The organism is Streptomyces sp. NP160 (genome assembly GCF_006335115.1).
Classification (GTDB): Bacteria; Actinomycetota; Actinomycetes; order Actinomycetales; family Quadrisphaeraceae; genus Quadrisphaera.
Genome location: NZ_VDMJ01000006.1, coordinates 55,847 through 80,519 on the forward strand (window position 1 = coordinate 55,847; position 24,673 = coordinate 80,519).

Here is a 24,673-nt window from a genome sequence, read left to right on the forward strand (position 1 = left end):
GCTGGAACGCCCGAGGACGAGGAGCTCGCCCGCAGGGCGCTGCTCGCCCAGGCGATCCCGGACGCCGGCGAGGACACCCCGCTGGCGCGGCAGGCCGCCGAGGACGCGCGCCGCCGGATCCGGCTGCGGGGCCGCACGCTCCCCAAGCCGCCCCAGACCCGCGTGCTGACGGTCGCCAACCAGAAGGGCGGCGTCGGCAAGACCACGAGCGCCGTGAACCTGGCGGCAGCGCTCGCGCAGTGCGGCCTGCAGGTGCTCGTCCTCGACGTCGACCCCCAGGGCAACGCGTCCACCGCGCTCGGCGTGGCCCACGAGGACCGCACCCCCGGGACCTACGAGGTGCTGGTCGAGGGCCTGTCGCTGTCGGAGGCCGTGCGCCAGTGCCCCGACGTGCGGGGCCTGGAGGTCTGCCCGGCCAGCATCGACCTGGCCGGTGCCGAGATGGAGCTGGCCACCGAGCCCGACATGGTGGCTCGCGTCTCGCTGCTGAGCCGCGCCCTGGCCGACCACGTCGCCGAGCGCGAGCAGCAGGGCCGCCCGCGCCTGGACTACGTGCTCCTCGACTGCCCCCCGAGCCTGGGCCTCATCACCCTGAACGCGCTGGTCGCGGCCCGCGAGGTGCTGATCCCCATCCAGTGCGAGTACTACGCGCTGGAGGGGCTGACCCAGCTGCGCAACAACATCGGCCTCGTGCAGCGCTCGCTCAACCCGCAGCTGGAGATCACCACGATCCTGCTGACCATGTACGACGCCCGGACCCGCCTGGCCCGCGAGGTGGCCGACGAGGTGCGCCGGGCGTTCCCCACCCGGGTGCTCGACACGACCATCCCCCGCTCGGTGCGCATCTCCGAGGCGCCCAGCCACGGGGAGACCGTCATGACGTACGACCCGGGCAACTCCGGTGCGCTGTCCTACCTGCAGGCCGCGCGCGAGCTGGTGGAGAGCCACCACGCCCGCCTGCAGGCCGCTGGACCGGCGGCCGAGCAGCCCGCCTCAGAGCCGGTGGCCGAGCAGCCCGCCCGTGAGCCCGCCGGAGAGGCGGTCGCCACGGGTGAGGAGCTCGCCCCGGTGACCGGCCACGTCGCTCCGACCGACCAGCCGACCGACCAGCCGGACGGCCGGCTGGACGGGGAGCCGGGCGAGCAGCCGCGAGACGAGGCCGAGGAGCAGCCGGCGACGGTCGTCGACCTCCGGACAGGACCCCTCGACCTGCGCGGCTCCTGGACGCCCGACCGCAGCACCGCGAGCCGGCGCCGCGCAGCGGAGCGCCGCGCATGAGCGAGCGCAAGCGCGGGCTGGGGCGCGGTCTGGGCGCCCTCATCCCCGACGCCGTCTCCCCCGAGGTCACCGGGCAGCTGCGGGCCGTCGGCGCGCCCGAGCGCCCGGCGCAGCCGCAGGTCTTCGACCGCACGGACCGCCGTCCCGAGGCACCGGAGGACGACGACGCGCCCGGCGGCCCGGCGGACCCGCCCGGAGGCCGGGTGATCGACCTGCGGGACGGCGCCCCCGTGCCTCCCAGCTGGCAGGCACCCCGCCGCCCGGGGTCCCGCTCCGCCGCCAGCGACGAGGACCTGCTGCCGATCCCCGGCACCTGGTTCGCGGAGGTCCCCGTCGGGTCGGTCAGCCCCAACCCGCGCCAGCCCCGCCAGGTCTTCGACGAGGACGCGCACGCCGAGCTCGTGCACAGCGTCAAGGAGATCGGCGTCCTGCAGCCGGTGGTCGTGAGGCCGCTGCGCCGCGTCGACGGCAGCACCCCGCCGCCCGGCGAGCAGATGTCGTTCGAGCTGGTCATGGGCGAGCGGCGCTGGCGCGCCGCCGAGAGCGCCGGCCTGGCGACCGTGCCGGCCATCGTGCGCGACACCACCGACGAGGACCTGCTGCGCGACGCGCTGCTGGAGAACCTCCACCGCGCCGACCTCAACCCCCTCGAGGAGGCGGCGGCCTACCAGCAGCTCCTCGACGACTTCGGCTGCACGCACGACTCCCTGGCCCAGCGCCTGGGCCGGTCCAGGCCGCAGATCTCCAACACCATCCGCCTGCTGCGGCTCCCGCCGTCGGTCGCGCGCCGCGTGGCTGCGGGCGTCATCTCCGCCGGTCACGCCCGGGCGCTGCTCGGCTTGCCGACGTCCGACGCGATGGAGCGCCTGGCGCAGCGGATCGTGGCCGAGGGCCTCTCGGTGCGCACCACCGAGGAGCTCGTGGCCCTGGGCGGCGTCGGCACCACCCGGCCCAGCCGTCCCCAGGTGCGCGCCGCCGCCCCGGTGCTCGACGACCTCGCCGCCCGCCTGTCGGACCGCTTCGACACGCGCGTGAGCGTGGCCATGGGCGCCAAGAAGGGGCGCCTCACCGTCGAGTTCGCGACCCTGGAGGACCTCGACCGGATCCTGGGCTCCCTGGCCCCCGGCGAGTCGGGCGTGTCCCAGGCGCCCTCGGCCGGCACTGACGACGCCGAGGGCCGCTCGGGGCCCTCGGGCGTCCTCTGACGACGCAGGAGGCGGTGGCGTGTCCCGCCGCGTCGCTCCGCTGACCCTCGAAGCGCTCGCCGACCTGCCCACGCGCTGCCGCGGCTGCGTGGCGTGGGAGCTGGACCCGGTCTCGGCGGGCCGCGCCGTCGCCGCGGGTGGCACCGCCTTCGAGAAAGAGGCGTGGCTGTCCGAGGTGCTGCTGCAGTGGGGGTCGGCCGGCCGGCTCGCCTACGTCGACGACGCCCTCGCGGGGTTCGTCACCTACGCGCCTCCGGTGCACGTCCCCCGCTCGCGCGCGTTCCCGACCTCACCGGTCAGCGGTGACGCCGTCCTGCTCATGACGGGGTGGGTGGAGCCTCGGCACCGAGGCGGCGGCATCGCCCGGATGCTCGTGCAGAGCGCGGCGAAGGACCTCACCCAGCGCGGGGTCCGCGCCGTGGAGGCGTTCGGGGCGGCGGGGGCCGAGCTGGAGGAGCAGCGCGAGGGACTCTCGGCCGACTGCATCGTCCCCGCGGCGTTCTACGAGGCGGTCGGCTTCACCGTGGTCCGGCCCCACCACCGCTACCCGCGCCTGCGGCTGGAGCTGCGGACCGCGCTGTCCTGGCGCGAGGACGTGGAGGCGGCCCTGGAGCGCATCCTGGGCCGCGCGCGGGTCCCGGTCCTGTCCGGGGTCTGACCCGGTCTCGCGCGGTCCTTAGCGGAGCGCACAGCCCCTCGCCGCTGCCGACGACGACGACGGCCCCCGACCTCAGAGGTCGGGGGCTGTCGTCGTCGTGGAGGTGTCAGCCGATGAACTCGGCCAGCTCGCGCTCGAGCACGGGCTTGGGACGGGCGCCGATGATCTGCTTCACCAGCTCACCGCCCTTGTACACGTTGAGCGTGGGGATGGAGGTGATGCCGTAGGCCGCGGACGTGCGGGGGTTCTCGTCCGTGTTGACCTTGACGACGTCCAGCGCCTCGGAGTGCTCGCTGGCGATCTCCTCGATGATCGGGGAGACCTGGCGGCACGGGCCGCACCACGGGGCCCAGAAGTCGACGAGGACGGGCTTGTCGTTCTGCAGCACCTCGGTGTCGAAGGTGGCGTCGGTGACGGCGCGAGCGGTCATGGCTGGTTCCTCTCGGTCTGCGGGTGGTGTCTGGGAGGTCTGGGGAGCGGGTGGCGGTCGGGTCAGCCGACGGCGGTGGCCTCGGCCACCTCTTCGGCCTCGACCGCGGCGACCCGCGGGGAGTCGGTGTCGGCGAGCGCTGCGAGGTAGCGCTCGGCGTCCAGGGCGGCGACCGTGCCGGAGGCGGCCGCGGTGATGGCCTGGCGGTACTCGTGGTCGACCACGTCGCCGCAGGCGAAGACCCCGGGCAGGTTGGTGCGCGAGGAGCGGCCCTCGACGGCGACGTAGCCCTTGTCGTCGAGGTCCACCTGGCCGCGGAAGAGGTCGACGCGGGGCTCGTGGCCGATGGCCACGAAGACGCCCGCCACGGGGAGCTCGGACAGCTCGCCGGTGGTGGTGTCGCGCAGGCGCAGCGCGGTCACCTTGTCACCGCCGACGACGTCGTCCACCGCGCTGTTCCAGGCGTAGCGGATCTTCGGGTCGTTCTGGGCCCGGCGCTGCATGATCTTGGAGGCGCGCAGCTCGTCGCGGCGGTGCACCAGCGTCACGGAGTCCGCGAAGCGCGACAGGAAGGTCGCCTCCTCCAGCGCCGAGTCGCCGCCGCCGACCACCGCGACGTCCTTGCCCTTGAAGAAGAAGCCGTCGCAGGTGGCGCACCAGGAGACCCCGTGGCCGGACAGGCGCTTCTCGTTGGGCAGCCCCAGCTCGCGGTAGGCGGAGCCGGTGGCGAGCACCACGACGCGGGACCTGTAGGTCTCGCCGAGGCCCGTGCGGACCACCTTGACGTCTCCGGTCAGGTCCAGCTCCACGGCGTCGTCGTAGACGACCTCCGCGCCGAAGCGCTCGGCCTGGGCCTGCATGCGCTCCATGAGCTCGGGGCCCATGAGGCCCTCGGGGAAGCCCGGGAAGTTCTCGACCTCGGTGGTGTTCATGAGGGCGCCGCCGACCGTGACGGACCCCGCCACCACGACGGGGTGCAGGTCGGCGCGGGCGGCGTAGATGGCCGCCGTCCAGCCTGCGGGTCCCGATCCCACGATCACCAGGTCGCGGACGTCGTCGGGCACTTGGGCTCCCCTCGGTGGACTGCTGCGCCGGGTCCCGCTGCTGGTCACGGGGCGCGAGTCGTTCAACCGATCGTAGGGGCCGGGTGTTCCCGGCCGGTCAGCGCGCGGAGACCTCGCCGACGGTCGCGGTGTAGCCGGAGGAGGTCTGCGGGAGCTCGGTGAACCACAGCAGGAGGTGGGTGGTCTCGGTGGGCTGGTCGAGGGGGACCTCGACGGTGGCGCCACCGGTGCCCGCCTCGGTGGTGGCCACCACGGTGCTGCCGTCGTAGCCGCCGTCTGGGCTGCTGCGGACCTCCAGGCGACCGCCGGTGCCCTCGGTGCTCAGCTGCAGCGCCGTGACGGTGCTGGGGGTCGTGCCGTCGCCGAGGACGAGCCCCAGGCCGACGCCGCGCTTGAGGTTGCCGAGCGCCGCGTTGCTGTAGGTGCTGGAGCGCCATCCGGTGGCGGGGTCGCCGTCGACGGCGCGCGAGGCGCTCTCGTCGTTCTCGGTGCTGTCGCCGAAGGGGTCCTGCGCCTGCGCACCCGTGATCTCGCCGGGACCGGTGGCGGCCTCGGGTGCGGCGGAGGCGCTGGGGTCCGCGGCCGGCGCAGCAGCGGACGGCGCGGCACCGGCGGACGCCCCCGGCGCCGCGGTGCTCGACCGTGCGATGCCGAGCGCCCCCGCGATCTGCGGGACCCGCGGGGTCAGCAGGAGCACGGCCGCGACCAGCAGCAGGACCAGCACCACGAGGACGGCGAGGACCGGCCCCCGGCGCCGGCGGCCGTCGCCGCCGGCGATGCGCGACCCGGAGGCACCCCTGCGCGAGCCGGAGACGGCCTCCGCGCCGGCCGGGGCGTGGCCCCACCCGGCGCTCACCCAGTCGGTGGCGTCGGTGTCGGAGAAGGCCGCGGCGGTCGCCGGCGGGGCCGAGGCGGCGCTGCGCGAGACGCTGCGCGAGGAGCCGCGGTCCCGGTCGTCCCCGTGGCGGCGGTCCTCGTGCTGCCGGCGCCGGGGCGCCAGCGGTGCCGTCGCTGCCGGCTCGGGGGCCTGCGACGGGTCTGCGGGCACCTCGGTGCGCCGCACCGCGGGCTGCTCCACGCGCCGCGTCGGCTGGGCGGGCGCCGGGACGCCCCAGGCGTCCTCAGCCGCCGCGCCAGCCGCGGCTGCGGTCTGGGCGCTGCGCTCCAGCACCGGGGGCACGGGGTGGCGGGGACCGGTGACGGGACCCAGCAGTGCCTCGAAGGCGTCCTCGCCGTGGGCCGCCCGCTCGGCGTCGCGCTCAGCACGCCGCTGGGCCGCGCGGCGCTCGGCCCGCGTGGTGTGCACGACCGGCCCACCGTCGTCTCCGCCGGGGGCGTCGCCGCCGGCGAAGTGCAGCCCGGGGCCACCGCCGAGGCGGGCGCGGGCGGGTGCGGAGGCCCACGCGCCGGCAGCGGCGCCCCCTGCGGCGACGCCGACCTCGGCTGCTGCGCCGGAGCCGCGACCGCTGCCGGGTGCTCCCGTCGCGGGGGCGGCGGGCAGCCCCAGGCCGGTGCGCGTGACCGGGCCGGTGGAGCTGCCCCACGGGGCCAGCGCCGCGGCGACGTCGGCGGGGGTGGCCGGGCCCTCGCGGTAGGGGCCGAGCACGGCCTGGCACAGGGCGTCGAGGTCGTGCGGCACGCCCGGGGTCAGGTCGCCGGGTGCGACCGGGCTGCCGCCGCGGCCGGTCGGTGCGGCACCGAGCGCTCCGCTGCGACCAGCCGGCCACAGGCCGGTGATGGCGGCGTAGAGCACGCGCACGAGGCCCTCGGCGTCCTCGTGCTCGGCCTCGGCGGGGGAGCGCGGTGGCAGGCCCGCCGCGGCGGCCGCCACCTCCAGCCCGAGCACGCTGACGGCGCCGTCCGCGGTCAGGGTGACGGCGCTGGGCTCCAGGCGGCGGTGGTGCAGACCGGAGCGGCTGGCGCGGGCGAGCACGGCAGCCGCCTCGCCCACGAGGGCGCGGGCGCGCGCCGACGGCAGCGGGGACTCCCGCAGCAGGTCGGCGAGCGTGCGGCCGGGGGAGCGCTCGGTGACGACCCAGCCCAGGGCGGTGCCGTCCACCGCGCGCTCGAGGCCCACGTCGAGCAGGTGGGGCAGGCGCTCGTCCTCGAGGGTGGCCGAGCGGCGTGCGGCGTCCACGGCCTCCGCGGCGGTCGGTCCCGAGACCACGGTGAGCACCACGGGGCGCAGCAGCTGGTCGTCCTCGCCGTCCCAGGTGGCCCAGGCGCCGTCCTTCGTGCGCCGCTGCAGCAGGCGGTAGCGGCCGTCGAGGAGGACGCCCACCGAGCCGGCCGAGGAGCGCGAGCGGCCCGTGGTCCGGGTGCCGGTGGCCGTGCCGCTCGCCAGGTGGCCCGGCTCCTCGCCTCGGGAGGGCAGGGGCGTGGTCCGGTCTGCCACCTCAGCTCCTCCCATCGGTGCTCATCGCTGCCCCGGTGCTCTCGGAACGCAGTCGATCGACCACTGGATGGTACGGCGAGGCGGTTCGCTGCGCCCGGACCGCGGCCGGGCGCGGCGGGCGCGTCGTGGCTGCTCGTGGACCTGCGAGCGGGCGGTTCGCGGAGGTTGCGCCCCTTCGTCCCGGTCTGCGCGACGCAGTCCCGGGCGCCGCTGAGGGTCCGCCCCCGGGTCCACGTGGAGCGCGCGTCGTCGTCCTGGGCCGTGAGGACCGGTGACGTCCCGCGGGGGCCGGTCGGGGTGGCGCGGGCCCCGGGTGCCGAACGCGGAGGAGGACCGCCCGCTGAGCGGACGGTCCTCCTCGAGGGTCGGTGTGGGCCGGTCTCAGCGGCGGCCGAGGGGGCCGGGGAGCCGGCGCAGGAGGGGGCGGACCTCCTCGACGTGCAGCACGCGCAGCCCCACCGCGTAGACCAGGACGACGACGACGCCGCCGACCACCGCGAGCACCGCCGCACCGAGGTACCCCTGGCGCAGCAGGCCGTCGAGGGGGAGCACCACCGCCAGGCCCGCCACCGCGGCGAGCGCTCCGAGGAGGAGGAGCTTGGCGTGGGTGCGCACCAGGCGAGCACCGTCGACGCCTCCGAGCCGCCTCCGCAGAGCCAGCACGCCGACCAGGGCGCCGACCCACTGGGACAGGACCAGACCGGCTGCCACGCCCTCGATGCGCACGTCCGCCGGCAGAGTGAAGGTGGCCAGCGAGACCGAGACCCACAGCGCTGTGGTGAGCGCCTGGACGAAGAAGGGGGTCTTGGCGTCCTCGAGGGCGTAGAAGCCGCGCTGCACGAGGTAGGTGGCGCTGAAGGGGACCAGACCCAGCGCCACGACGGCGATGACCCGTGCAAGGACGGCTCCGTCATCGGGGCGTCCGCCGGCCAGGAGCACGCCGGTGGGGCCGTTCAGAGCGACGAGTCCCGCGCTGGCCACCACGGTCGCCACGGCGACGGTCCGGAGCCCTGAGGACACGTCGGTGCGCAGGGAGTTCAGGTCGCCCTCGGCGGCGGCTCGGCTCATGCGCGTGAAGAGCGCCGTCACGAGCGAGACCGTCACCAGGGAGTGGGGGAGCATGAAGACGAGGAAGGCGGAGCTCCACACGGTGTTCCCAGCCGACTCCCCACCGCCGACGCTGCTACCGACGTTGGCGATGACGAAGGCGCTGCCCTGGCTCAGGAGCAGCGCGCCGAAGGTCCACCCCGCCACCCGCCCTGCGCTGCGCAGGCCCATGCCTCGCACGCCCCACCGGGGGCGCAGCCGGACCCCCGCCCTGCGCAGCACCGGGAGCAGCACCAGCGCCTGGGCCACGACCCCCAGCGTCGAGGACCCCGCCAGCACCGCGATCTGCGCCGGCGTCCACGCCCCGGCTGGGACGTCCTTGCCCACCGCGCCGAAGGCGAGGATGAACACGCCCAGGCCCGCGACGCCGACGACGTTGTTCACGACGGGCGCCCACATGTAGGCGCCGAACCTCCCCTTGGCGTTGAGGATCTGGCCGAGCAGCGTGTAGAGCGCGTAGAAGAACACCTGCGGCAGGCACCAGAAGCCGAAGGCGACGGCCAGGGACCGCTGCGCCGGGTCCGCGCGGAACGTGGTGAGCAGGATGACGAGCGGCGCGGCCGCCACGAGGACCGCGGTGACGGCGGCCAGCGCGACCACCGCAGCAGTCACGAGGCGGTCGAGGTACTCGGCCCCACCGTCGGGTCGCTGCATCGCGCGGACCACCTGGGGGACCAGGACGGCGTTGAGCACCCCTCCGGCGATGAGCAGGTAGAGCATGTTGGGGACGGTGTTGGCGACCGTGAAGGCGTTGGCGCCGGCACCCACGGCGCTGATGACCGCCGCGAGCAGAGAGACGCGCACGAAGCCTAGGACGCGGGAGACCGCCGTCCCCGCTGCCATCACCGCGCTGGCCCGTCCCAGCGCCGCTCCGGTGAGGGACCGGCGCTCGGGACGGGCTTCAGCCACGGGTGGACTCCTCAGGACGTCGGGTGGGTGGGCCGTCGGCGTCCGCCTCCTCGGCGGAGCGCACCACGGGGGGAGCGGGGCGGCGGCGGACGCGGACCACGGTCCGCACGACACCTCCCACGAAGACCAGTCCGGCCACGCCCGCGGCGATGGCCACACCGCGGCCCTCCCAGTCGGCGCGCACGCGCACGCGCAGTGGCTCGGGCTCTCCGATCTGGTTGCCGGCGGCGTCCGTGAGGTAGACCGTCACGGACGTGTCGCCGCTGGCGGCGGCCCTCACCGGGATCTGCGCCTGCTGCTGCGTCCCGGGCGCGATGGTCAGCTCCACCGGGTCGCGGGGGATCAGGCGGATGTTGCCGGACTGCAGGTGCACGAAGACCGTGGCCGGCTGGGCGAGGGTGTTGCGGACGTTGACCGGCAGGTTGACCCGCGAGGAGATGACCGTGGTGGGACTCCCCTGCACGACCTCCAGACCGTCGCGCAGCCGCGCGGCCGTCTCCGAGAGCTGGTCGAGCGCCCGCTGCCAGCCTTGCGGGTCGTCGCGCCAGCCGAGCGACGCCGCCGCGGCGGCGCTGAGCTCCACGGGCTCCAGCAGCTCCCGCTGACCCGCCGGGTCCTGGACCACGGGCGCCACGGTCTCGGCGGCGGCCACCGCGCCCTGGGCGGCGTTGAGGCCCGCTGCCGAGAGGGGCGCACCCGTCGTCCCCTGGTCCGCCGCCACCGCGCGCGCCTGGGTGACGTCGAGCGGCGCTGCCGTCGGTGCGCTGGCGAGGAGGTCCGGCAGCGGCGTGGCCCGCACCCAGGGCGCGCTGCTCACCGGGCCGAGCACCGTCGCCATGGCCGAGGGGTCGGCGTCCCAGGAGCGGGGGAGCGCGAGCACCACGCCGCCGCCACCGACCGCCGACACGGCGGTGTCGGCGAGGAGGCGCGCCGAGGCCTCGGCGGGGTCCACCGGTGACCCGTCAGCGGCGGCGGAGGCCAGCAGCGACGACGCGGTGGCGTCCACGAGGACCCCGGTGGCCGACGCGGTGCCGCTGGCCGTCGTCGTCGTCAGCGTCGCCGTCGAGGGACCCGTCCCGTTGGCGCCGACCCCACCGGGGACCGACCTCGCGTCCACGAGCACCGCGGGTCCGGGCGTCGAGCCCGCGCCGTCCGAGGACGACGAGGCCGAGGCGCTCGGGGCGGCAGCAGCCGCCTCGGTGACGAGCGGCTGGGGCGCGGCCGCGCTCAGGTCAGCCGGCCACAGCAGGACCTGGTCGTCATCGCCACCCAGCGCCGTGCGCGCCTGGGAGACGGCCAGCGCGAGGAGGTCGCTCGTCCCCGCGGCGCCGGTGGCCACCACGTCGGTGTCGCCCTGGGGCAGCGCCGCGGCCCTCCCACCGGTGCGCGCCAGGAGCACGTCCACCCAGGTCTGGAGGTCGGGGGAGGTCTCCTCCGTCGTCCCGGCGACCAGGTCGGGGACGTCACCGGTGCCGCCGGCGGACGTCGGGTCGGCGGTGCTCGTGGGGTCCGAGCCCTGGGCCGGGGGAGTCGTGGCCGCACCGGTGGCAGAGGAGGCGGAGGAGGGCGGACCGGGGCTCGCGGACCCGCTGGGACTGCCGCTGGGCGTGCCGGCGGTGCTCCCGCTGGCGCTGACGGAGGGCTCCTGCTGGGCTGGCTGCGCGAAGGGGCCCAGCAGGGCGGGGTCCACCACGAGGCTCGTCGACTGCAGCGACATGGCGGGGAGCAGGTCCCGCAGCCGCCCGAGCTGCTCCTCCACGCGCGCTTCGGGAAGCTGTCCAGTGCTGACGTCGGGGGCTCCCGCGGTGACCGGTGCTACGACCGTGAGGGGGGCGGTGGCCGGCGCCGCGCCCTGGCCGCCCTGCGGCAGCCACACGACGAAGGTGCGCAGCGCTGTGAGGCGCTGCAGCGAGGAGTCGAGGACGTCCACCGTGATCCCGCGCGGACCGAACTCCCCACCGAGCTGGAGCTGGTCCGCGTCGACGGAGAAGTCGACGTCGGTGCTCTCCCCCGGCGCCAGCGAGCGGCCCAGCGGCTGCTCCGCGCCGTCGACACCGGCGAACCGGTCCCCGCCCTGCACGCCCTGACCGGCAGCCCACGCGTCGAGCGCGGCGCGGCTGGACAGGACGGGGGAGTCGACGAAGAGCCGCGAGCGGGCGCCCGTCAGCGCGGCGGCGCTCGTGTTGGTCACCCGGACGCGCACCACCAGCTGCGAGCCGGGGGTCAGCGCCGTGGGGCCGAGCTGCTCGAGGTCGACGCCGACGCCGGTCGGGCCGACGGCGGTGGTGAGGCCCGTCAGCGGGCCGCCGCGGACGGGAGCCGGTGCCCCGGCAGCCGGCGCTGCGAGGCCCATCGGTCCCAGCGCCACCGCCGCAGCGCCGAGCAGGACGACGAGGCGCTGCCCCGAGGCGCGGCCGCCTGCACGCACCACGTGGTCACCCACCACTGGCGAGCAGCTCGCTCGCGGCGCGAGCGATGCGGCGCTCGTTGGAGAACGCCAGCCGCTGCCCGAGCTGGGCCACCGGCACCCACGCCGCCTCGACCGCCTCCGCGTCGGGGTCGCCGTCCACGCTGATCGCTCCCCCGGTCGCCTCGAGCAGGTAGTGGTGGACCGTCTTGTGGATGCGGCGGCCCTCCGCGGAGAACCAGTAGTCGATGGTGCCGAGCTCCCCCACCACGACGCCGGTGATCCCGGTCTCCTCGGCGACCTCGCGCACGGCGGCCTCCTGGGGCGTCTCGCTGCCCTCGAGGTGCCCCTTGGGCAGGCACCACTCCAGGCGCCCCGCGCGGTTCAGCCGCGCGATCAGCGCAGCCCGCGCCTCACCGGTGGACGTCTCGACCACGATGCCGCCGGCGGAGACCTCCTCAACGGTGCGCCCACCGCCGCGCCAGGACCCGCGGCCACCGCGCTCGGGCTGGCGCTCCCCCTGCCCCTGCGGCGGCCGACCGTCACCGTGGCGGCGCCGTCCCGGCGTCGGACGACGATCGCCTGGGGACATGCGAGCCACTGTAACTACGGGACCTCTGGCAGCCTTGACGCTCGTGCCGCGCCTCGCCAGTGGATCCGCGTCGTGACCGACCACCCCGACGACCACGCCGACCCGACCCCCGGCGAGGGCCAGGGCTCCCCCGGCGGCGAGGGGCGTCCCGAGCGCTCCGACGCCCACCTCGCGGCGGAGCGCCGCGTCCTCGACGAGCTCGCCAGGGTGGCTCCCGCGGCCGCCGAGCTGGGCCGGCGCTTCGCCGCGGCCGGGCACGAGCTGGCCCTCGTGGGCGGCTCCGTCAGGGACGCGCTCCTGTCGCGCCTGGGCGGCGAGGGCGAGTTCGACCTCGACTTCGCCACCTCCGCGCGGCCCGAGGAGACCGAGCGGCTGCTGGGGGCGTGGGGCAGTGCCACGTGGGACGCCGGCCGAGCCTTCGGCACCATCGGCGCCCGGCGCGGTGCCGTGGTGGTGGAGGTGACCACCTACCGCTCCGACGTCTACGACCCGGAGAGCCGCAAGCCCGTCGTCGCGTTCGGCGACACCCTCGACGGCGACCTCTCGCGGCGCGACTTCACCGTGAACGCCATGGCGCTTCGCCTGCCCGACGGCGTCTTCGTGGACCCCTTCGGCGGCCTCGACGACCTCGCCGGCGGCTACCTGCGCACGCCGGTCGCCGCGGAGCGCTCCTTCGACGACGACCCGCTGCGCATGATGCGCGGCGCCCGCTTCGCCGCCCAGCTCGGCTTCGACCTCGCACCCGAGGCGCTCGCGGCGGCGACCGAGATGGCCGAGCGGCTCTCCATCGTCTCCGCGGAGCGCGTGCAGGCAGAGCTGGTGAAGCTGCTCCGCGCCCCCGACCCGGTGCCGGGCCTGAGGGTCCTCGTCGACGCCGGCCTGGCCGCTGTCGTCCTGCCGGAGCTGCCGGCGCTGCAGCTGGAGGTCGACGAGCACCACCGCCACAAGGACGTCTACGAGCACTCCCTCACCGTGCTGCGCCAGGCGATCGAGCTCGAGCCCCGCTACGGGCTCGACGCCGACGGTCCTGACGTGGTGCTGCGCCTGGCTGCGCTCCTGCACGACATCGGCAAGCCGCCCACGCGGCGCTTCGAGCCCGGCGGCGGCGTGAGCTTCCACCACCACGAGGTGGTGGGCGCCAAGATGACGGCTCGCCGGATGAAGGCGCTGAAGTTCGACAAGGAGTCCACCAAGCAGGTCGCGAGGCTGGTCGAGCTGCACCTGCGGTTCCACGGGTACGGCGGCGGCCAGTGGACGGACTCGGCGGTGCGTCGCTACGTCACCGACGCGGGTCCCCTGCTCCCCCGGCTCCACGCGCTCACGCGCGCCGACTCCACCACGCGGAACAAGCGCCGCGCCGAGCAGCTGCAGCGCACCTACGACGACCTCGAGGTCCGGATCGCGGCGATCCGCGAGCAGGAGCAGCTCGACGCCGTCCGGCCCGAGCTCGACGGCGCGGCCATCATGGCGCTGCTGGGCGTCAGGCCCGGCCCGGTGGTCGGGCGGGCCTACAAGCACATGCTCCAGGTGCGGCTCGACGACGGCCTGCTCGGTGAGGACGCTGCGCGCGCCGAGCTGCTGCGGTGGTGGGCCGAGCAGCCCGAGTCGCAGGCGCCCGGCGCCTGAGCCGCCTCGTCCTCACCAGGACGACGACCGGACCGCGCGACTGACGAGGGCCCGGCGTTCCACGCGGAACGCCGGGCCCTCGGTCGTCGGGTCGAGTGGTCGCGCGGCGCAGTGGTCGACCTGCCCGGCGTGGTGGTCACCGGGCCGGACGACGTACCTGCGACGTGCGGCGTGCTCCTGCTGTCGGGGTCGTCGGGCCGCGTGGAGGTCGACCGCCCTCGACGCGCTCGAGCTGGACCGTGGACGGCGCACCGCTGCCCTTGGTGCCTCTCACCGAAGGGGGGCGCCCCCCGCCCAGCGACCACCGAGACGTTCCCCGTGGAACGCGTGGAACGCCAGAGCTGAGCGGGCGGATGGTCGCAGCGGCGTGCAGAAGTTCAGCAAGCGGCTCGATGATGGAAGTCAGGCGGACTTCCGCACGCCGCCACGGCCACCCACAGCCGTCTGGCAGAGCTCGGAGGCCGCGGTCAGCACCTCCGCGACCCACTCCCGGTCGAACATGACCTGCTCCCACGCGAAGCGCAGCACCGTCCAACCGTCGGCGACCAGTTCGTCGTACCGCCTGCAGTCGGACGCCAGGGCCTGTCGCCTGCCGTGCCACTCGAAGCTGTCCGCTTCGGCGACGAGGCGCAGCCGCGGGTCCACGAGGTCCGGCCGCACGAAGCTTCCGCGCACCTCGAGCGGCAGCTGTGGTCTGAGCCCCGTCACCCCGGCCGTGATCGCGATGCCGCGCAGAGCCGACTCGAAGGGGTTCGCAGGCTCGGCCGAGGCGTAGCGGGCCACCCGCAGGACGGACTGCCGTCCGGCTCCTCGCGTCCGCTCGGCGCGGTCGAGCAGCTCCGACTCCTCCACGAGGTGTCGCCTCATCGCGGAGTCGGCGACAGCCAGGGCCTCAGGGAACGGCATCGTGCGAGCGCAGTCGACGACGGTGCGCAGAGGGGTCGTCACAAGGCCGTCGACATCGCCGTCCGGCAGGTGCGACCAGTGCGGCACCAGGCCAGACGCCGCTGCGGGCGTCAGCCGGCGGTTCCGCCGGACCGTGACGTGGGGGAGCTCCGGTGCCGAGACGAGGTCCAGCAGCCAGAGCTGCGCGGCGCTCGCGTGAGATGCGACTCCCCCGGCCTGCGCGGCCGCCAGCAGCGGGGCGGTCTGGCTCGACAGCGCGTAGGTGCCGCGGGCCACGCGCAGCACAGCGCCGCAGTCGACGGCACGCGCCAGCACCCGGTGGTGGACGTCGAGCTGGTCCCTGCGGGCGACACCACCCAGCTGCCAGACCTGACGGCGGACCTCAGCGATCTCCATCCCGGAAGGGTGGAAGCACGGCCGGCGCCGATGTGGATCTTGTCCACAGGCTGTCTGCCCGGTCGCACCGGCGTGCAGAGATCGCCCGACGAGCGCACGGAACGCCGTTCCGACCACTTCTGCACGCCGCCGCGACCACCAGGTCGGTGCGCAGCAGCGCCGCGTCCGTCACCGCGGACCTCCTGGGCCGGTGGCCGGGCTGCGGTGGAAGCCTGCCCGTCCGCAGCTCCCCCGCCGCCACGGCCAAGGGCTCGAAGTCCACCGCCGACAGCCACCGGTCGAGGTCGGCACGCGCGGGCAGCGTCCCGTCTCCTCGGGAGCCGGGTCCGCCCTCCCTGCCCGCGCGGTCCTCCACCGGCCCGCGTTCCCCGTGGAACGCGTGGAACGGCGCGAGTCGCTCAGGAGGCCCTGGCTCCGGCGCGCGACGACGCAGCGCTCAGGGCTGCTACCGCCACCCACCAGGCGGCGACCGCCACGAGGACTGGCACCGAGTAGCCGTCCACCGGAAGCACGAGGGCGGCGAGACCGGCCGCGGCGACCGTCGCCGCGTTGGTGAGCACGTCGTAGAGCACGAAGACGCGCCCCCGGAAGCTGTCGTCGACCCCTGTCTGCACCAGGGTGTCCACGGAGATCTTCACGCTCTGCGCCGTGAGACCGAGCAGCCCGGCGGCCACCACGAGAGCGGTCGGACCGGGAGCCAGGACCAGCACCAGGGGAGCCGCCGCCGAGGCGGCAGCGGCGAGGACCGCCCACCGCTGGGGCCCGAGCCGCCTCGCGGCCACGGGCGTCAGCGCCGCGGCCAGCGCGAAGCCGAGGCCGGACGCCAGCGTGACGGCTCCTACGAGAGCGGTCGCGGCCAGCAGGCCCGAGCTGCTCCCCGTGCTGCCTGCCGGTGCAGCGCTCGCCGGGGAGTCGGCCGCTGTGCGCGCGTAGAGCAGCGACAGCACCAGCGCGACGCCGTACCCCAGGCGGTGCGCGCCGATGAGCAGCAGCGCGCGGGCCGCCGTCCGCCGCTCGCGCAGGTGGCGCAGCGCACCGACCAGGTCGCGCTCCGGACGGGCGTGTTGGGCGACGTCGTCGGCTCCGGGGCCGAGCTCGTCCCGGCCGATGCGCAGCGCGACCGTCCCCGCGGCAGCGCACAGCAGCACCGTGCCGAGGAGGAGGCGCGCGTCGCCCACGTCCCCGAGCCCGACGAGGGGGTGCACGGCCAGTGCGAGGGCGCCGGCGGCCAGGGCCGTGGCGCTGCCGGCGGTGGGGACGACGGCGTTGGCGGCCACGAGGTCGCGCGCCGGCAGCACCCGCGGCAGCGACGCCGAGAGCGCCGCGAGCAGCAGGCGGTTGACCGACAGGTACGCCAGCGCCACGACGAGCACGGCCACCGGGGGACCGGCGACGACGGCGAGCGACGCGGCCAGGGCGAGCACGGCCCGCGTCGCCGACGCCACCACGAGCACCTGGCGCCGGCGGAACCTGTCGAGCACAGCCGCCGCCCAGGGGCCGACGATCGTGAAGGGCAGCAGGAGCACGGCCATCGCGCCCGCGATGGCGGCGGGCGAAGCGGCTCGCTCGGGGGAGAGCAGCACGAAGGAGGCCAGGGCCGCCTGCAGCACCCCGTCGCCCGCCTGTCCCAGCAGGCGCACCCCGACGAGCCGTCGCGCACCTGGCGCACGGGCGACCGCGGCGGCTCCGGCGAGCAGACCCGAGGTCTCGCGCGTGGAGGGGGTGGAGGGGGTGGACGGCCGACGGCCCGGCTCCTCAGAGGGGGCCGGGCCGTCGGTGTGGGCAGCGTCGATGGGTCCAGTGTCTCCCACCGGCACCGCGGGTGGTGCCTGGGTCAGCGCTCGTTGGTGCCGGCGATGAAGGCCTCGACGTCGTCCTTGGCCTTGTCGTCGCGCTTCTGCACCGGCGGCGACTTCATGAAGTAGGACGACGGCGACGTCAGCGGGCCGCCGATGCCGCGGTCCAGGCCGATCTTCGCGGCGCGCAGCGCGTCGATGATGACGCCGGCCGAGTTCGGGGAGTCCCAGACCTCGAGCTTGTACTCCATGTTCAGGGGCACGTCGCCGAAGTTGCGGGCCTCCATGCGCACGTAGGCCCACTTGCGGTCGTCGAGCCACTCGACGTAGTCGCTCGGACCGATGTGGACGTTGCGCTTGCCGAGGTCGTGGTCGACGTTGCTCGTCACGGCCTGCGTCTTGGAGATCTTCTTGGACTCGAGGCGGTCGCGCTCGAGCATGTTCTTGAAGTCCATGTTGCCGCCGACGTTGAGCTGGTACGTCCGGTCGACGATGACGCCGCGGTCCTCGAAGAGGCGCATCAGCGCGCGGTGCGTGATGGTCGCACCGATCTGGGACTTGATGTCGTCCCCGACGATCGGCACGCCGGCGTCGGTGAACTTCTGCGCCCACTCCGGGTCGGAGGCGATGAACACCGGCAGCGCGTTGACGAAGGCGACCTTGGCGTCGATGGCGCACTGCGCGTAGAACTCCGCGGCGTCCTCGGAGCCCACGGGCAGGTAGCAGACCAGGACGTCGGCACGGGCGTCCTTGAGCGCCTGCACCACGTCGACCGGCGCGGCGTCGGACTCCTCGATGGTCTCGCGGTAGTACTTGCCGAGGCCGTCGTGCGTGACGCCGCGCTGCACCGGCACGCCCAGCGGCGGCACGTCAGCGATCTTGATGGTGTTGTTCTCCGAGTTGAAGATCGCCTCGGACAGGTCGAAGCCGACCTTCTTGGCGTCCACGTCGAACGCGGCCACGAACTCGATGTCCGAGATGTGGTACTCGCCGAAGCGGACGTGCATGAGGCCGGGGACGGTCGCGTCGTCCGCGGCGTCCTTGTAGTACTCGACGCCCTGGATCAGGGACGCGGCGCAGTTGCCGACGCCCACGACGGCGACGCGGATGGAGCCCATCCGTTCTCTCCTCACTGGTTGGACGACAGCTGGCCGGTCGGCTGGCTGGTACTGCTGGCCGGTCCCTCCCCGTCAGCGCCGGATCGCGCGGAGGGGGAGGGCGGCGGTGCTTGCGGGGACCTGGACGGCGCCCCGGGCCCGGACCCGGAGCCGCGCTCGCGCTCGACGAGCTCGTCGAGCCAGCGCAGCTCCCGCTCCAGGGAGTCGGTGGTGTGGCGGTGCAGCTCCGCCGACCAGCTGTCGGCGCGGGCGCTGGCGCCGGCGGCGCTGACGCGCTCGAGGCGCTCGACCACGCGGGTGCGGCGCCCCTCGAGGATGCGCAGCCTGGTGGCGGGGTCGGTGCTGCCGAAGAAGGCGAAGTGGACGTCGAACTGCTCGTCCTCCCACGTCGCAGGACCGGAGCTGGCGAGCAGCGAGCGCAGCTGGGCGCGGCCGGCGTCGGTGAGCTGGTAGACGACGCGGCTGCGCTTGCCGGCCAGCGGCGGGGTGGCGGTGGTGGGCGAGCTCTGCGTGATCCAGCCGCGCTCCTCCATGGAGCGCAGTGCCGGGTAGAGGCTGCCGAAGGAGATGCGGCGCCGCAGGGGGCCGATCACGAGGTCGATGCGCTTGCGCAGCTCGTAGCCGTGCAGAGGGGCGTCGTCCAGGAGGCCGAGGACGGCGATGGTCAGCGCGTCGGAGCCTCGTGCCACGCGCCGTCCCCCTCTGCTGTCGTCCCGGACGCCCGCTCAGCGGGGCGCGGGCGCAGTGCTGATGTATCGGGCCGATACATCAGCGGACTGTAGCGACGCAGCGGTGCGTGCGCGACTCGTGACCCACCCGTGCAGCCGAAGACCAGTGCCGCTTCAGGTCAGCGCCGCATACTGGCGGGGACTCGAGACCGCTCCGCCCGCGGCACCACCCGAGCCCAGGACGGGCCGGAGGCGCCCGCACGACTCCAGGGACGCACCCGGTGCCTTCTCACCCCCAGGCCCCCAGCCGCCGCTCCGCCCCCGCCGCACGCCCGACGGCCCGCACGGCCGACCCGCGCCACGGCGGTGCCGGTGGGCAGCGACCGCCGGCGCCGAAGCGCCGGCGCCGCTGGCTGCCGTCGTGGCAGCTGGTGGTCAGCGGGCTGCTCCTGCTGGTGATCATGGTGGTCGGTGCCGGGGCGTTCGCCTACGCCACCACCTCGACGCCGTCCATGAACGGTGACGCGCTCAAGGCGACGACCACCGTCTACTACAGCGACGGCACCACGGTCATGGGCGAGCTCAACGACGGCATCGACAGGAAGCCGCTCGAGCCGGACCAGATGCCCAAGTCCGCGAAGGACGCCGCCGTGGCCTCGGAGGACCGCACCTTCTACGAGAACAAGGGCGTCTCCGTCACCGGCATCGGTCGTGCGGTCTGGGGCGTGCTGACGGGCAACCCCGACCTCGGCGGCGGGTCGACCATCACGCAGCAGTACGTGAAGAACATCACCGGCAACGACCAGCGCGCCTACACGCGCAAGGCCACCGAGGCCATCCAGGCCCTCAAGGTGGACCAGCAGTACTCCAAGGACCAGATCCTCACGAGCTACCTCAACACCGTCTACTTCGGGCGCGGCGCCTACGGCATCGGCGCCGCCACGGAGGCCTACTTCGGCCCGGACGCCGACCCGACGCAGCTGACCAACGAGCAGGCCGCGCTCCTCATCGGCATCCTCCCGGCCCCCTCTGCGTGGGACCCCGCGGTCGACCAGGCGAACGCCCAGAAGCGCTACACGTACGTGATGGGCGCCATGCAGCAGATGGGGTTCGTCTCCGCCGCTGAGGTCGCGGCCAACCCGACCATCCCGCCCACGGTCGACCAGCTGAAGCCGGAGTGGTCCAAGGGCCCCAACGGCTACATCCTGCAGGCCGTCGTCGAGGAGATCGCCAACCTCGGCAAGACGCAGAACTTCACCGTGGGCACCCTCGACGGCGGCAGCCAGACGCTGACCACGACGGACCAGGTGGAGACCGCCGGCCTCACGGTGGTGACCACGGTCGACAAGGGCCTGCAGGACTCCGCCGTCGCGACCATGGAGGACCCGAAGGCCTACCCGACGAACGGGCGGCCGGACACCGTGCGCGCGGGTCTCGTGTCCGTGGACCCCGCCACCGGCGGTGTCCGCGCGATGTACGCCGGCGAGGACCCGCAGACGCAGTACGACTCCGTCACCAAGGGCTCCGCACAGGCGGGGTCGACCTTCAAGCCGTTCACGCTCCTCGCGGCGCTCGAGAGCGGGGAGTACACGCTCTCCGACACCTTCGACGGAGCGAGCCCGCAGACCTTCGACGGGTACAGGGTGAAGAACTACGGCAGCGGCAACGGCGAGCAGTTCGGCGACATCAACCTCGTCAAGGCCACCGCCGACTCCGTGAACACCGTCTACGTGCACCTCAACGAGGAGATCGGCCCTGACAAGACGGCCGACGTGGCGAAGCGGCTCGGGGCGCCGGTCGCCGACAACGAGACGGACCTCCTCTCCAACGTGCTGGGGACGTCGACGGTCAGGCCGATCCAGATGGCCCAGGCCTACGCCGCCCTCGCGAACGGGGGCGAGGTGCACACGGCGCACTTCGTGAAGTCGATCAACCAGGGCGAGACCCCGCGGTACACCGAGGACCTCCGACCGACGGCCACCTTCGACCAGCAGGCCGTGGCGGACACCGTCTACGCCATGCAGCAGGTGACGAAGAGCGGCGGCACCGCGGCCAGCGTGGGCAGCGCCTTCGGCAAGCGCCCGATCGCCGGCAAGACCGGGACGACGAACGACAGCTACGCCGCCTGGTTCAACGGCTTCACGCCGCAGCTGCAGACCGCTGTCGTCCTCTACAACAGCGGCGAGGGCGGCAAGCAGCTTCCCCTCGGCTCCTGGGGCGGCGTCAGGAGCGACATCACCGGCGGCACCATCCCCGCCAAGATCTGGACCTCCTACATGACCAAGGCGCTCAAGGGCACGGACGTCCTGCAGTTCCCGAAGCCGTCGAAGCAGGTGAGCGCCGCGCCCTCGCCGACGGCCACCCCGACGCCGACCGAGACCGCGACGGCCTCCCCCTCGGACACGCCGACCGACGGCGCGACCGACGGGGCCACGGACGGCGCCACGGACGGCGCGACCGACGGTCCCGGGAACGGCGGCGGCAACGGCAACGGCGGCGGGAACGGGGGCGACGGCGGCGACGGCGGCGAGGACCAGGGCGACACCGCTCAGGCCGCCGGCCCGCCCGGTCTCGCCGACCGCGTCGCGGCGCGCCTCGGCCAGGCGCGCCCCGGCCAGCAGGCGACCGGCGGCCCGGCGGGCCCCGGCGGGCGCGGCCAGGGCTGACCGGGACCGGTCGGGACTGGCGGCGGCCACCGGCAGCGGGTGGGGGACGATCTCGGACGTGGGTGCACCCAGCCGCAGCGACGCCGTCGTCAGGGCCGCCAGCGAGGCGGTGGGTGGCCCGCTCGGTGACCGCGCCGCCACGACACCTCCCCCGGGTGCGGGCGGCCGCCTGTGGGGTGCTGCTCCCCTGCTGGCGCTGGCGGCCGTCGTGCCGGTGGCCCTCGCGGCGCTGACCCGCCAGCACTGCCGCGCCACCGGGTGGGCGTCGCCCGACCAGTTCGTCCACGCCTGCTACTCCGACGTCCCCGCCCTGGTGGCGAATGCCGGCGGAGCCAGCGGCCAGCCGCCGACCACCGCCGTCGTCCTGCGCCTGCTGGAGCTCGTCGGCACCACGCCCCGCGGCGCCTTCGACACCTCGGTGCTGCTGGCCGCGCTCGCGCTGTCCCTGGCCGCGGTGCTCGTGGTCCGGGCGCGCACCGGGGCGGCGGGTGCCTCCGGCTGGGACGCCGCCCTCGTCGCCCTCAGCCCCGTGGTCGTCACCGCCGGGCTCGTCTCCGTGGACCTCGTGGCGGTGACCCTCCTCGCCGGAGCGCTGCTGGCCCTCGCGCGCCGACGCCCCGCCGTCGCGGGCGCGCTCGTGGGTGTCGCCGCGGGTGTCAGGCCGGCGGTCGCGCTCGTCGTCGTCGCCGTCTGGCTCGTGGTGCTCCTCGGTCGGCGGTCGCGCCGCGGCGCCCCGGCCGCGGCCGAGACCGAGCCGCTCTCCGCCCTCGACGCCCTGGCCGCCACGGCCGCCGCCGTGCTCGCCGGCGGCCTGGTGACGCTGGTGTCGAGCATCCCCCTGGGCGGGCTGGACGGCGGATCCCGCTGGTGGGACGGCTCGGGCGGGGCGGGCTTCGGCTCCCTGTGGCTGCTGCCCGGCCTTCAGGGGGACCTGCCCGACGGCAGCCGGCTCCCCTGGTCCGCCCTCCCCGCTGGGGCCGTGACGGCCCTGGCGGGAGCCGGGCTGCTGGTCGTCGTCCTCCTCGCGACCGCTGCGGCGGTCCGCACGGCGGGCGCGGACCCCGTCCGCCGCCTCGCGGCCGTGGCGCTGGTGCTCGTGGCGGGTGGGCTCGCGGTCTCCCCCAGCGTGCCCGTGCAGGCCACCCTGGTGGTGCTGCCGCTGGCCGCCGTCGCCGCGCCGCGGTGGCGCGACCACCTGCCCTGGGCGCTGACCGAGTGCGCCTACGCCACCGGGACCTGGCTCTACCTGTACGCCACCAGCTCCGAGGACGGGCGCGGGATGTCGCCCGGCGGGTACGCCGTCCTGCTGGTGCTGCGGCTGGCGGCGCTCGCCCTCCTCGCCGTGCAGGGCGTCAGGACGACGGCGAGGTCGGCCGCGCCCGCCGGCTCGCGGCGTGCCGCGCGTGCGGCGGACGACGACGTCCGGGACCCCGTCCCGCAGCCGGTAGACTGACCTGCTGGTCCGGGTCCCCGGACCGCTGCCGCCCGCGAGGGCGGCGCCTCCTGTCACGGAGAGACCGTGACCGCCGAGTCCAGAGGAGGTGGGTCGCTGATGCGCGCCTACGAACTGATGGTCATCCTCGACGCCGAGCTCGAGGAGCGCACCGTCGCTCCCTCGCTCGACAGGTTCCTCAACGTCGTCCGCGCCGACGGTGGCACCGTCGAGAACGTCGACATCTGGGGCCGTCGTCGCCTGGCCTACGACATCGACAAGAAGTCCGAGGGCATCTACGCCGTCGTGACCATGAACACCGAGCCGGCCACCGCCAAGGAGCTCGACCGCCAGCTCAACCTCAACGAGGCCGTGCTGCGCACCAAGCTCCTGCGCCTCGAGACCGCCTGAGACCCGCTGTCGGCGCCGGCTGCTAGACCGGCGCTGGACGCGGACCGCACGCGACGACACACCCAGCTGCTGAGGAGCACCCCATGGCCGGCGAGACGACGATCACCGTCATCGGCAACCTGACGAGCGACCCCGAGCTGCGGTTCACCCCGTCCGGGGCTGCCGTGGCCGGCTTCACCGTGGCCTCCACGCCGCGGACCTTCGACCGCCAGAGCAACGAGTGGAAGGACGGGGAGACCCTGTTCATGCGCTGCTCGGTCTGGCGCGACGCGGCGGAGAACGTCGCCGAGTCCCTGACCCGCGGCACGCGGGTCATCGTCACCGGCCGCCTGGTCTCGCGCTCGTACGAGACCAAGGAGGGCGAGAAGCGCACCACCATGGAGATGCAGGTCGACGAGATCGGCCCCTCCCTGCGGTACGCCAACGCCAAGGTCAACAAGACCCAGCGCTCCGGCGGTGGGGGCGGTGGCGGCTTCGGCGGCGGCGGCCAGGGCGGCGGCGGCTTCGGCGGCGGCTCCGGCGGCGGGGGCGGCTTCGGCGGCTCCTCCGGTGGCGGCCAGCAGTCCAACGACCCGTGGGCCACCGGCCCCTCGGGGGGCGGCGGCGGCCAGAGCTCCGGCTCCGGCGGCGGCAGCTGGGGCGGCGGCTCGTTCAACGACGACCCGCCGTTCTGACAGACGGATCTTCCAGACCCACAGACCAACACCCACCATCCCGGCCCCTGCCAGCGGGGCCGGGCTCCGAGAGAGGGAGCTCCACGATGGCCAAGCCCGCTGTGCGCAAGCCCAAGAAGAAGGTCAACCCGCTCAAGGCGGCGAAGATCACCACGGTCGACTACAAGGACACCGCGCTGCTGCGGAAGTTCATCTCCGACCGCGGCAAGATCCGCGCCCGCCGCGTGACCGGTGTGTCCGTCCAGGAGCAGCGCCAGATCGCCACCGCCGTGAAGAACGCGCGCGAGATGGCCCTGCTGCCCTACACCAGCTCGCCGCGCTGACCCCCGGCTGACAGAGGAGACCGAGAGATGAAGCTCATCCTCACGCAGGAGGTCACCGGCCTCGGTGCCCCCGGCGACGTCGTCGACGTCAAGGACGGCTACGGCCGCAACTACCTCGTCCCCCGCGGCCTGGCCACCGGCTGGACCAAGGGCGGCGAGAAGCAGGTCGCGCAGATCCGCGCGGCCCGCGCCACCCGCGAGCTGGCCTCCATCGACGAGGCCAAGTCCGTCAAGCAGCGCCTGGAGTCCGCTCCGGTGAAGCTGCAGGTGCGCACCGGCACCGGCGGGCGCCTGTTCGGTTCCGTCACGCCGTCGCTGGTCGCCAGCGCGGTGAAGGACTCCACGGGCACGTCGATCGACCACCGCAAGGTGGAGATCGGCAACCCCATTCGGTCCACGGGCGAGTACACCGTGCAGGTCCGCCTGCACCCCGAGGTGTCCGCCTCGATCGACGTGCAGGTCGTCCCGGAGGCCTGAGCCCCGCTGACGCGCTGCAGCGCCGCTGCACCACCTCGACGCCCGTCCCGCACCCGCGGGGCGGGCGTCGACGTGTCTGCCGACGACGACGGGGAGGACGACGCCGCGGCCAGCGTCCACCGCCCGGCTCGCACC

Annotated in this window: 19 protein-coding genes and 1 pseudogene; 10 read left to right on the forward strand and 10 right to left on the reverse strand. The window is 74.9% G+C overall.

All coding sequences use genetic code 11. The annotated features are described in order from the left end of the window. Positions 1–54: 54 nt before the first annotated feature. The 3 genes and pseudogenes from FHN55_RS04360 to FHN55_RS04370 all read left to right on the forward strand — a co-directional run. Positions 55–936 (forward strand): annotated as a pseudogene (locus tag FHN55_RS04360) (ParA family protein); the annotation flags it as partial. A gap of 338 nt (positions 937–1,274) precedes the next feature. Further along, positions 1,275–2,483: a ParB/RepB/Spo0J family partition protein gene (locus FHN55_RS04365; RefSeq protein ID WP_180357634.1), complete on the forward strand. Its 1,209-nt coding sequence runs from the start codon at positions 1,275–1,277 to the stop codon at positions 2,481–2,483. Between the two features lie 19 nt (positions 2,484–2,502). Further along, the gene (locus tag FHN55_RS04370; protein ID WP_139711032.1) at positions 2,503–3,141 is read left to right on the forward strand and encodes a GNAT family N-acetyltransferase; all 639 of its coding nucleotides are present in this window, start codon (positions 2,503–2,505) and stop codon (positions 3,139–3,141) included. A 106-nt stretch (positions 3,142–3,247) separates the two neighbouring features. On the opposite strand, the gene trxA is transcribed toward FHN55_RS04370, so the two are convergent. The 6 genes from trxA to FHN55_RS04400 form a co-directional block, all read right to left on the reverse strand. Then, positions 3,248–3,571: a thioredoxin gene (trxA, locus tag FHN55_RS04375; protein WP_139711033.1), complete on the reverse strand. Its 324-nt coding sequence runs from the start codon at positions 3,569–3,571 to the stop codon at positions 3,248–3,250. Positions 3,572–3,633: 62 nt separating this feature from the next. Continuing rightward, positions 3,634–4,635 carry a thioredoxin-disulfide reductase gene (gene trxB, locus FHN55_RS04380; RefSeq protein WP_139711034.1) on the reverse strand — a complete coding sequence of 334 codons (1,002 nt, stop codon included), beginning with the start codon at positions 4,633–4,635 and terminating at the stop codon, positions 3,634–3,636. Between the two features lie 97 nt (positions 4,636–4,732). Next, complete coding sequence (locus tag FHN55_RS24070) at positions 4,733–7,030, reverse strand: protein kinase family protein (RefSeq protein WP_139711035.1); 2,298 nt, start codon at positions 7,028–7,030, stop codon at positions 4,733–4,735. Between the two features lie 381 nt (positions 7,031–7,411). Next, positions 7,412–9,046, reverse strand: a complete 1,635-nt coding sequence (gene murJ, locus FHN55_RS04390; RefSeq protein ID WP_218974342.1) for a murein biosynthesis integral membrane protein MurJ — start codon at positions 9,044–9,046, stop codon at positions 7,412–7,414. After that, positions 9,039–11,477, reverse strand: a complete 2,439-nt coding sequence (locus tag FHN55_RS04395) for a DUF6049 family protein (protein WP_139711036.1) — start codon at positions 11,475–11,477, stop codon at positions 9,039–9,041. Before FHN55_RS04395 ends, murJ begins: the two co-directional genes overlap by 8 nt. Before the next feature lie 4 nt (positions 11,478–11,481). Then, positions 11,482–12,045 carry an NUDIX hydrolase gene (locus FHN55_RS04400; RefSeq protein WP_139711037.1) on the reverse strand — a complete coding sequence of 188 codons (564 nt, stop codon included), beginning with the start codon at positions 12,043–12,045 and terminating at the stop codon, positions 11,482–11,484. 207 nt (positions 12,046–12,252) lie between these two features. On the opposite strand from FHN55_RS04400, the gene FHN55_RS04405 reads away from it, so the two are divergent. After that, complete coding sequence (locus tag FHN55_RS04405; protein WP_257570709.1) at positions 12,253–13,671, forward strand: CCA tRNA nucleotidyltransferase; 1,419 nt, start codon at positions 12,253–12,255, stop codon at positions 13,669–13,671. Between the two features lie 402 nt (positions 13,672–14,073). On the opposite strand, the gene FHN55_RS04410 is transcribed toward FHN55_RS04405, so the two are convergent. The 4 genes from FHN55_RS04410 to FHN55_RS04425 form a co-directional block, all read right to left on the reverse strand. Further along, complete coding sequence (locus FHN55_RS04410) at positions 14,074–14,973, reverse strand: DUF559 domain-containing protein (protein WP_139711039.1); 900 nt, start codon at positions 14,971–14,973, stop codon at positions 14,074–14,076. 398 nt (positions 14,974–15,371) lie between these two features. Next, complete coding sequence (locus tag FHN55_RS04415; protein ID WP_139711040.1) at positions 15,372–16,784, reverse strand: MFS transporter; 1,413 nt, start codon at positions 16,782–16,784, stop codon at positions 15,372–15,374. A 23-nt stretch (positions 16,785–16,807) separates the two neighbouring features. Further along, a complete protein-coding gene (locus FHN55_RS04420) occupies positions 16,808–17,887 on the reverse strand; it encodes an inositol-3-phosphate synthase (protein ID WP_139711041.1) in 1,080 nt (359 codons plus the stop codon). Between the two features lie 11 nt (positions 17,888–17,898). Beyond that, entirely contained in the window at positions 17,899–18,576 is a 678-nt protein-coding gene (locus tag FHN55_RS04425; protein ID WP_139711042.1) for a PadR family transcriptional regulator, read from the reverse strand. 260 nt (positions 18,577–18,836) lie between these two features. On the opposite strand from FHN55_RS04425, the gene FHN55_RS04430 reads away from it, so the two are divergent. The 6 genes from FHN55_RS04430 (at position 18,837) to rplI (ending at position 24,538) form a co-directional block, all read left to right on the forward strand. After that, positions 18,837–21,221, forward strand: coding sequence for a transglycosylase domain-containing protein (locus tag FHN55_RS04430; protein WP_139711043.1), 2,385 nt, complete (start codon positions 18,837–18,839; stop codon positions 21,219–21,221). 58 nt (positions 21,222–21,279) lie between these two features. Continuing rightward, positions 21,280–22,674 carry a hypothetical protein gene (locus FHN55_RS04435; protein WP_180357635.1) on the forward strand — a complete coding sequence of 465 codons (1,395 nt, stop codon included), beginning with the start codon at positions 21,280–21,282 and terminating at the stop codon, positions 22,672–22,674. Between the two features lie 99 nt (positions 22,675–22,773). After that, entirely contained in the window at positions 22,774–23,064 is a 291-nt protein-coding gene (rpsF, locus tag FHN55_RS04440; protein ID WP_139711197.1) for a 30S ribosomal protein S6, read from the forward strand. An 83-nt stretch (positions 23,065–23,147) separates the two neighbouring features. Further along, a complete protein-coding gene (locus FHN55_RS04445) occupies positions 23,148–23,738 on the forward strand; it encodes a single-stranded DNA-binding protein (protein WP_139711045.1) in 591 nt (196 codons plus the stop codon). Positions 23,739–23,824: 86 nt separating this feature from the next. Continuing rightward, positions 23,825–24,061, forward strand: a complete 237-nt coding sequence (gene rpsR, locus FHN55_RS04450) for a 30S ribosomal protein S18 (protein ID WP_109772846.1) — start codon at positions 23,825–23,827, stop codon at positions 24,059–24,061. Between the two features lie 27 nt (positions 24,062–24,088). Beyond that, positions 24,089–24,538 (forward strand): 50S ribosomal protein L9, encoded by a 450-nt coding sequence (gene rplI, locus FHN55_RS04455; protein ID WP_139711046.1) that lies wholly within the window; start codon positions 24,089–24,091, stop codon positions 24,536–24,538. Positions 24,539–24,673: the final 135 nt, after the last annotated feature.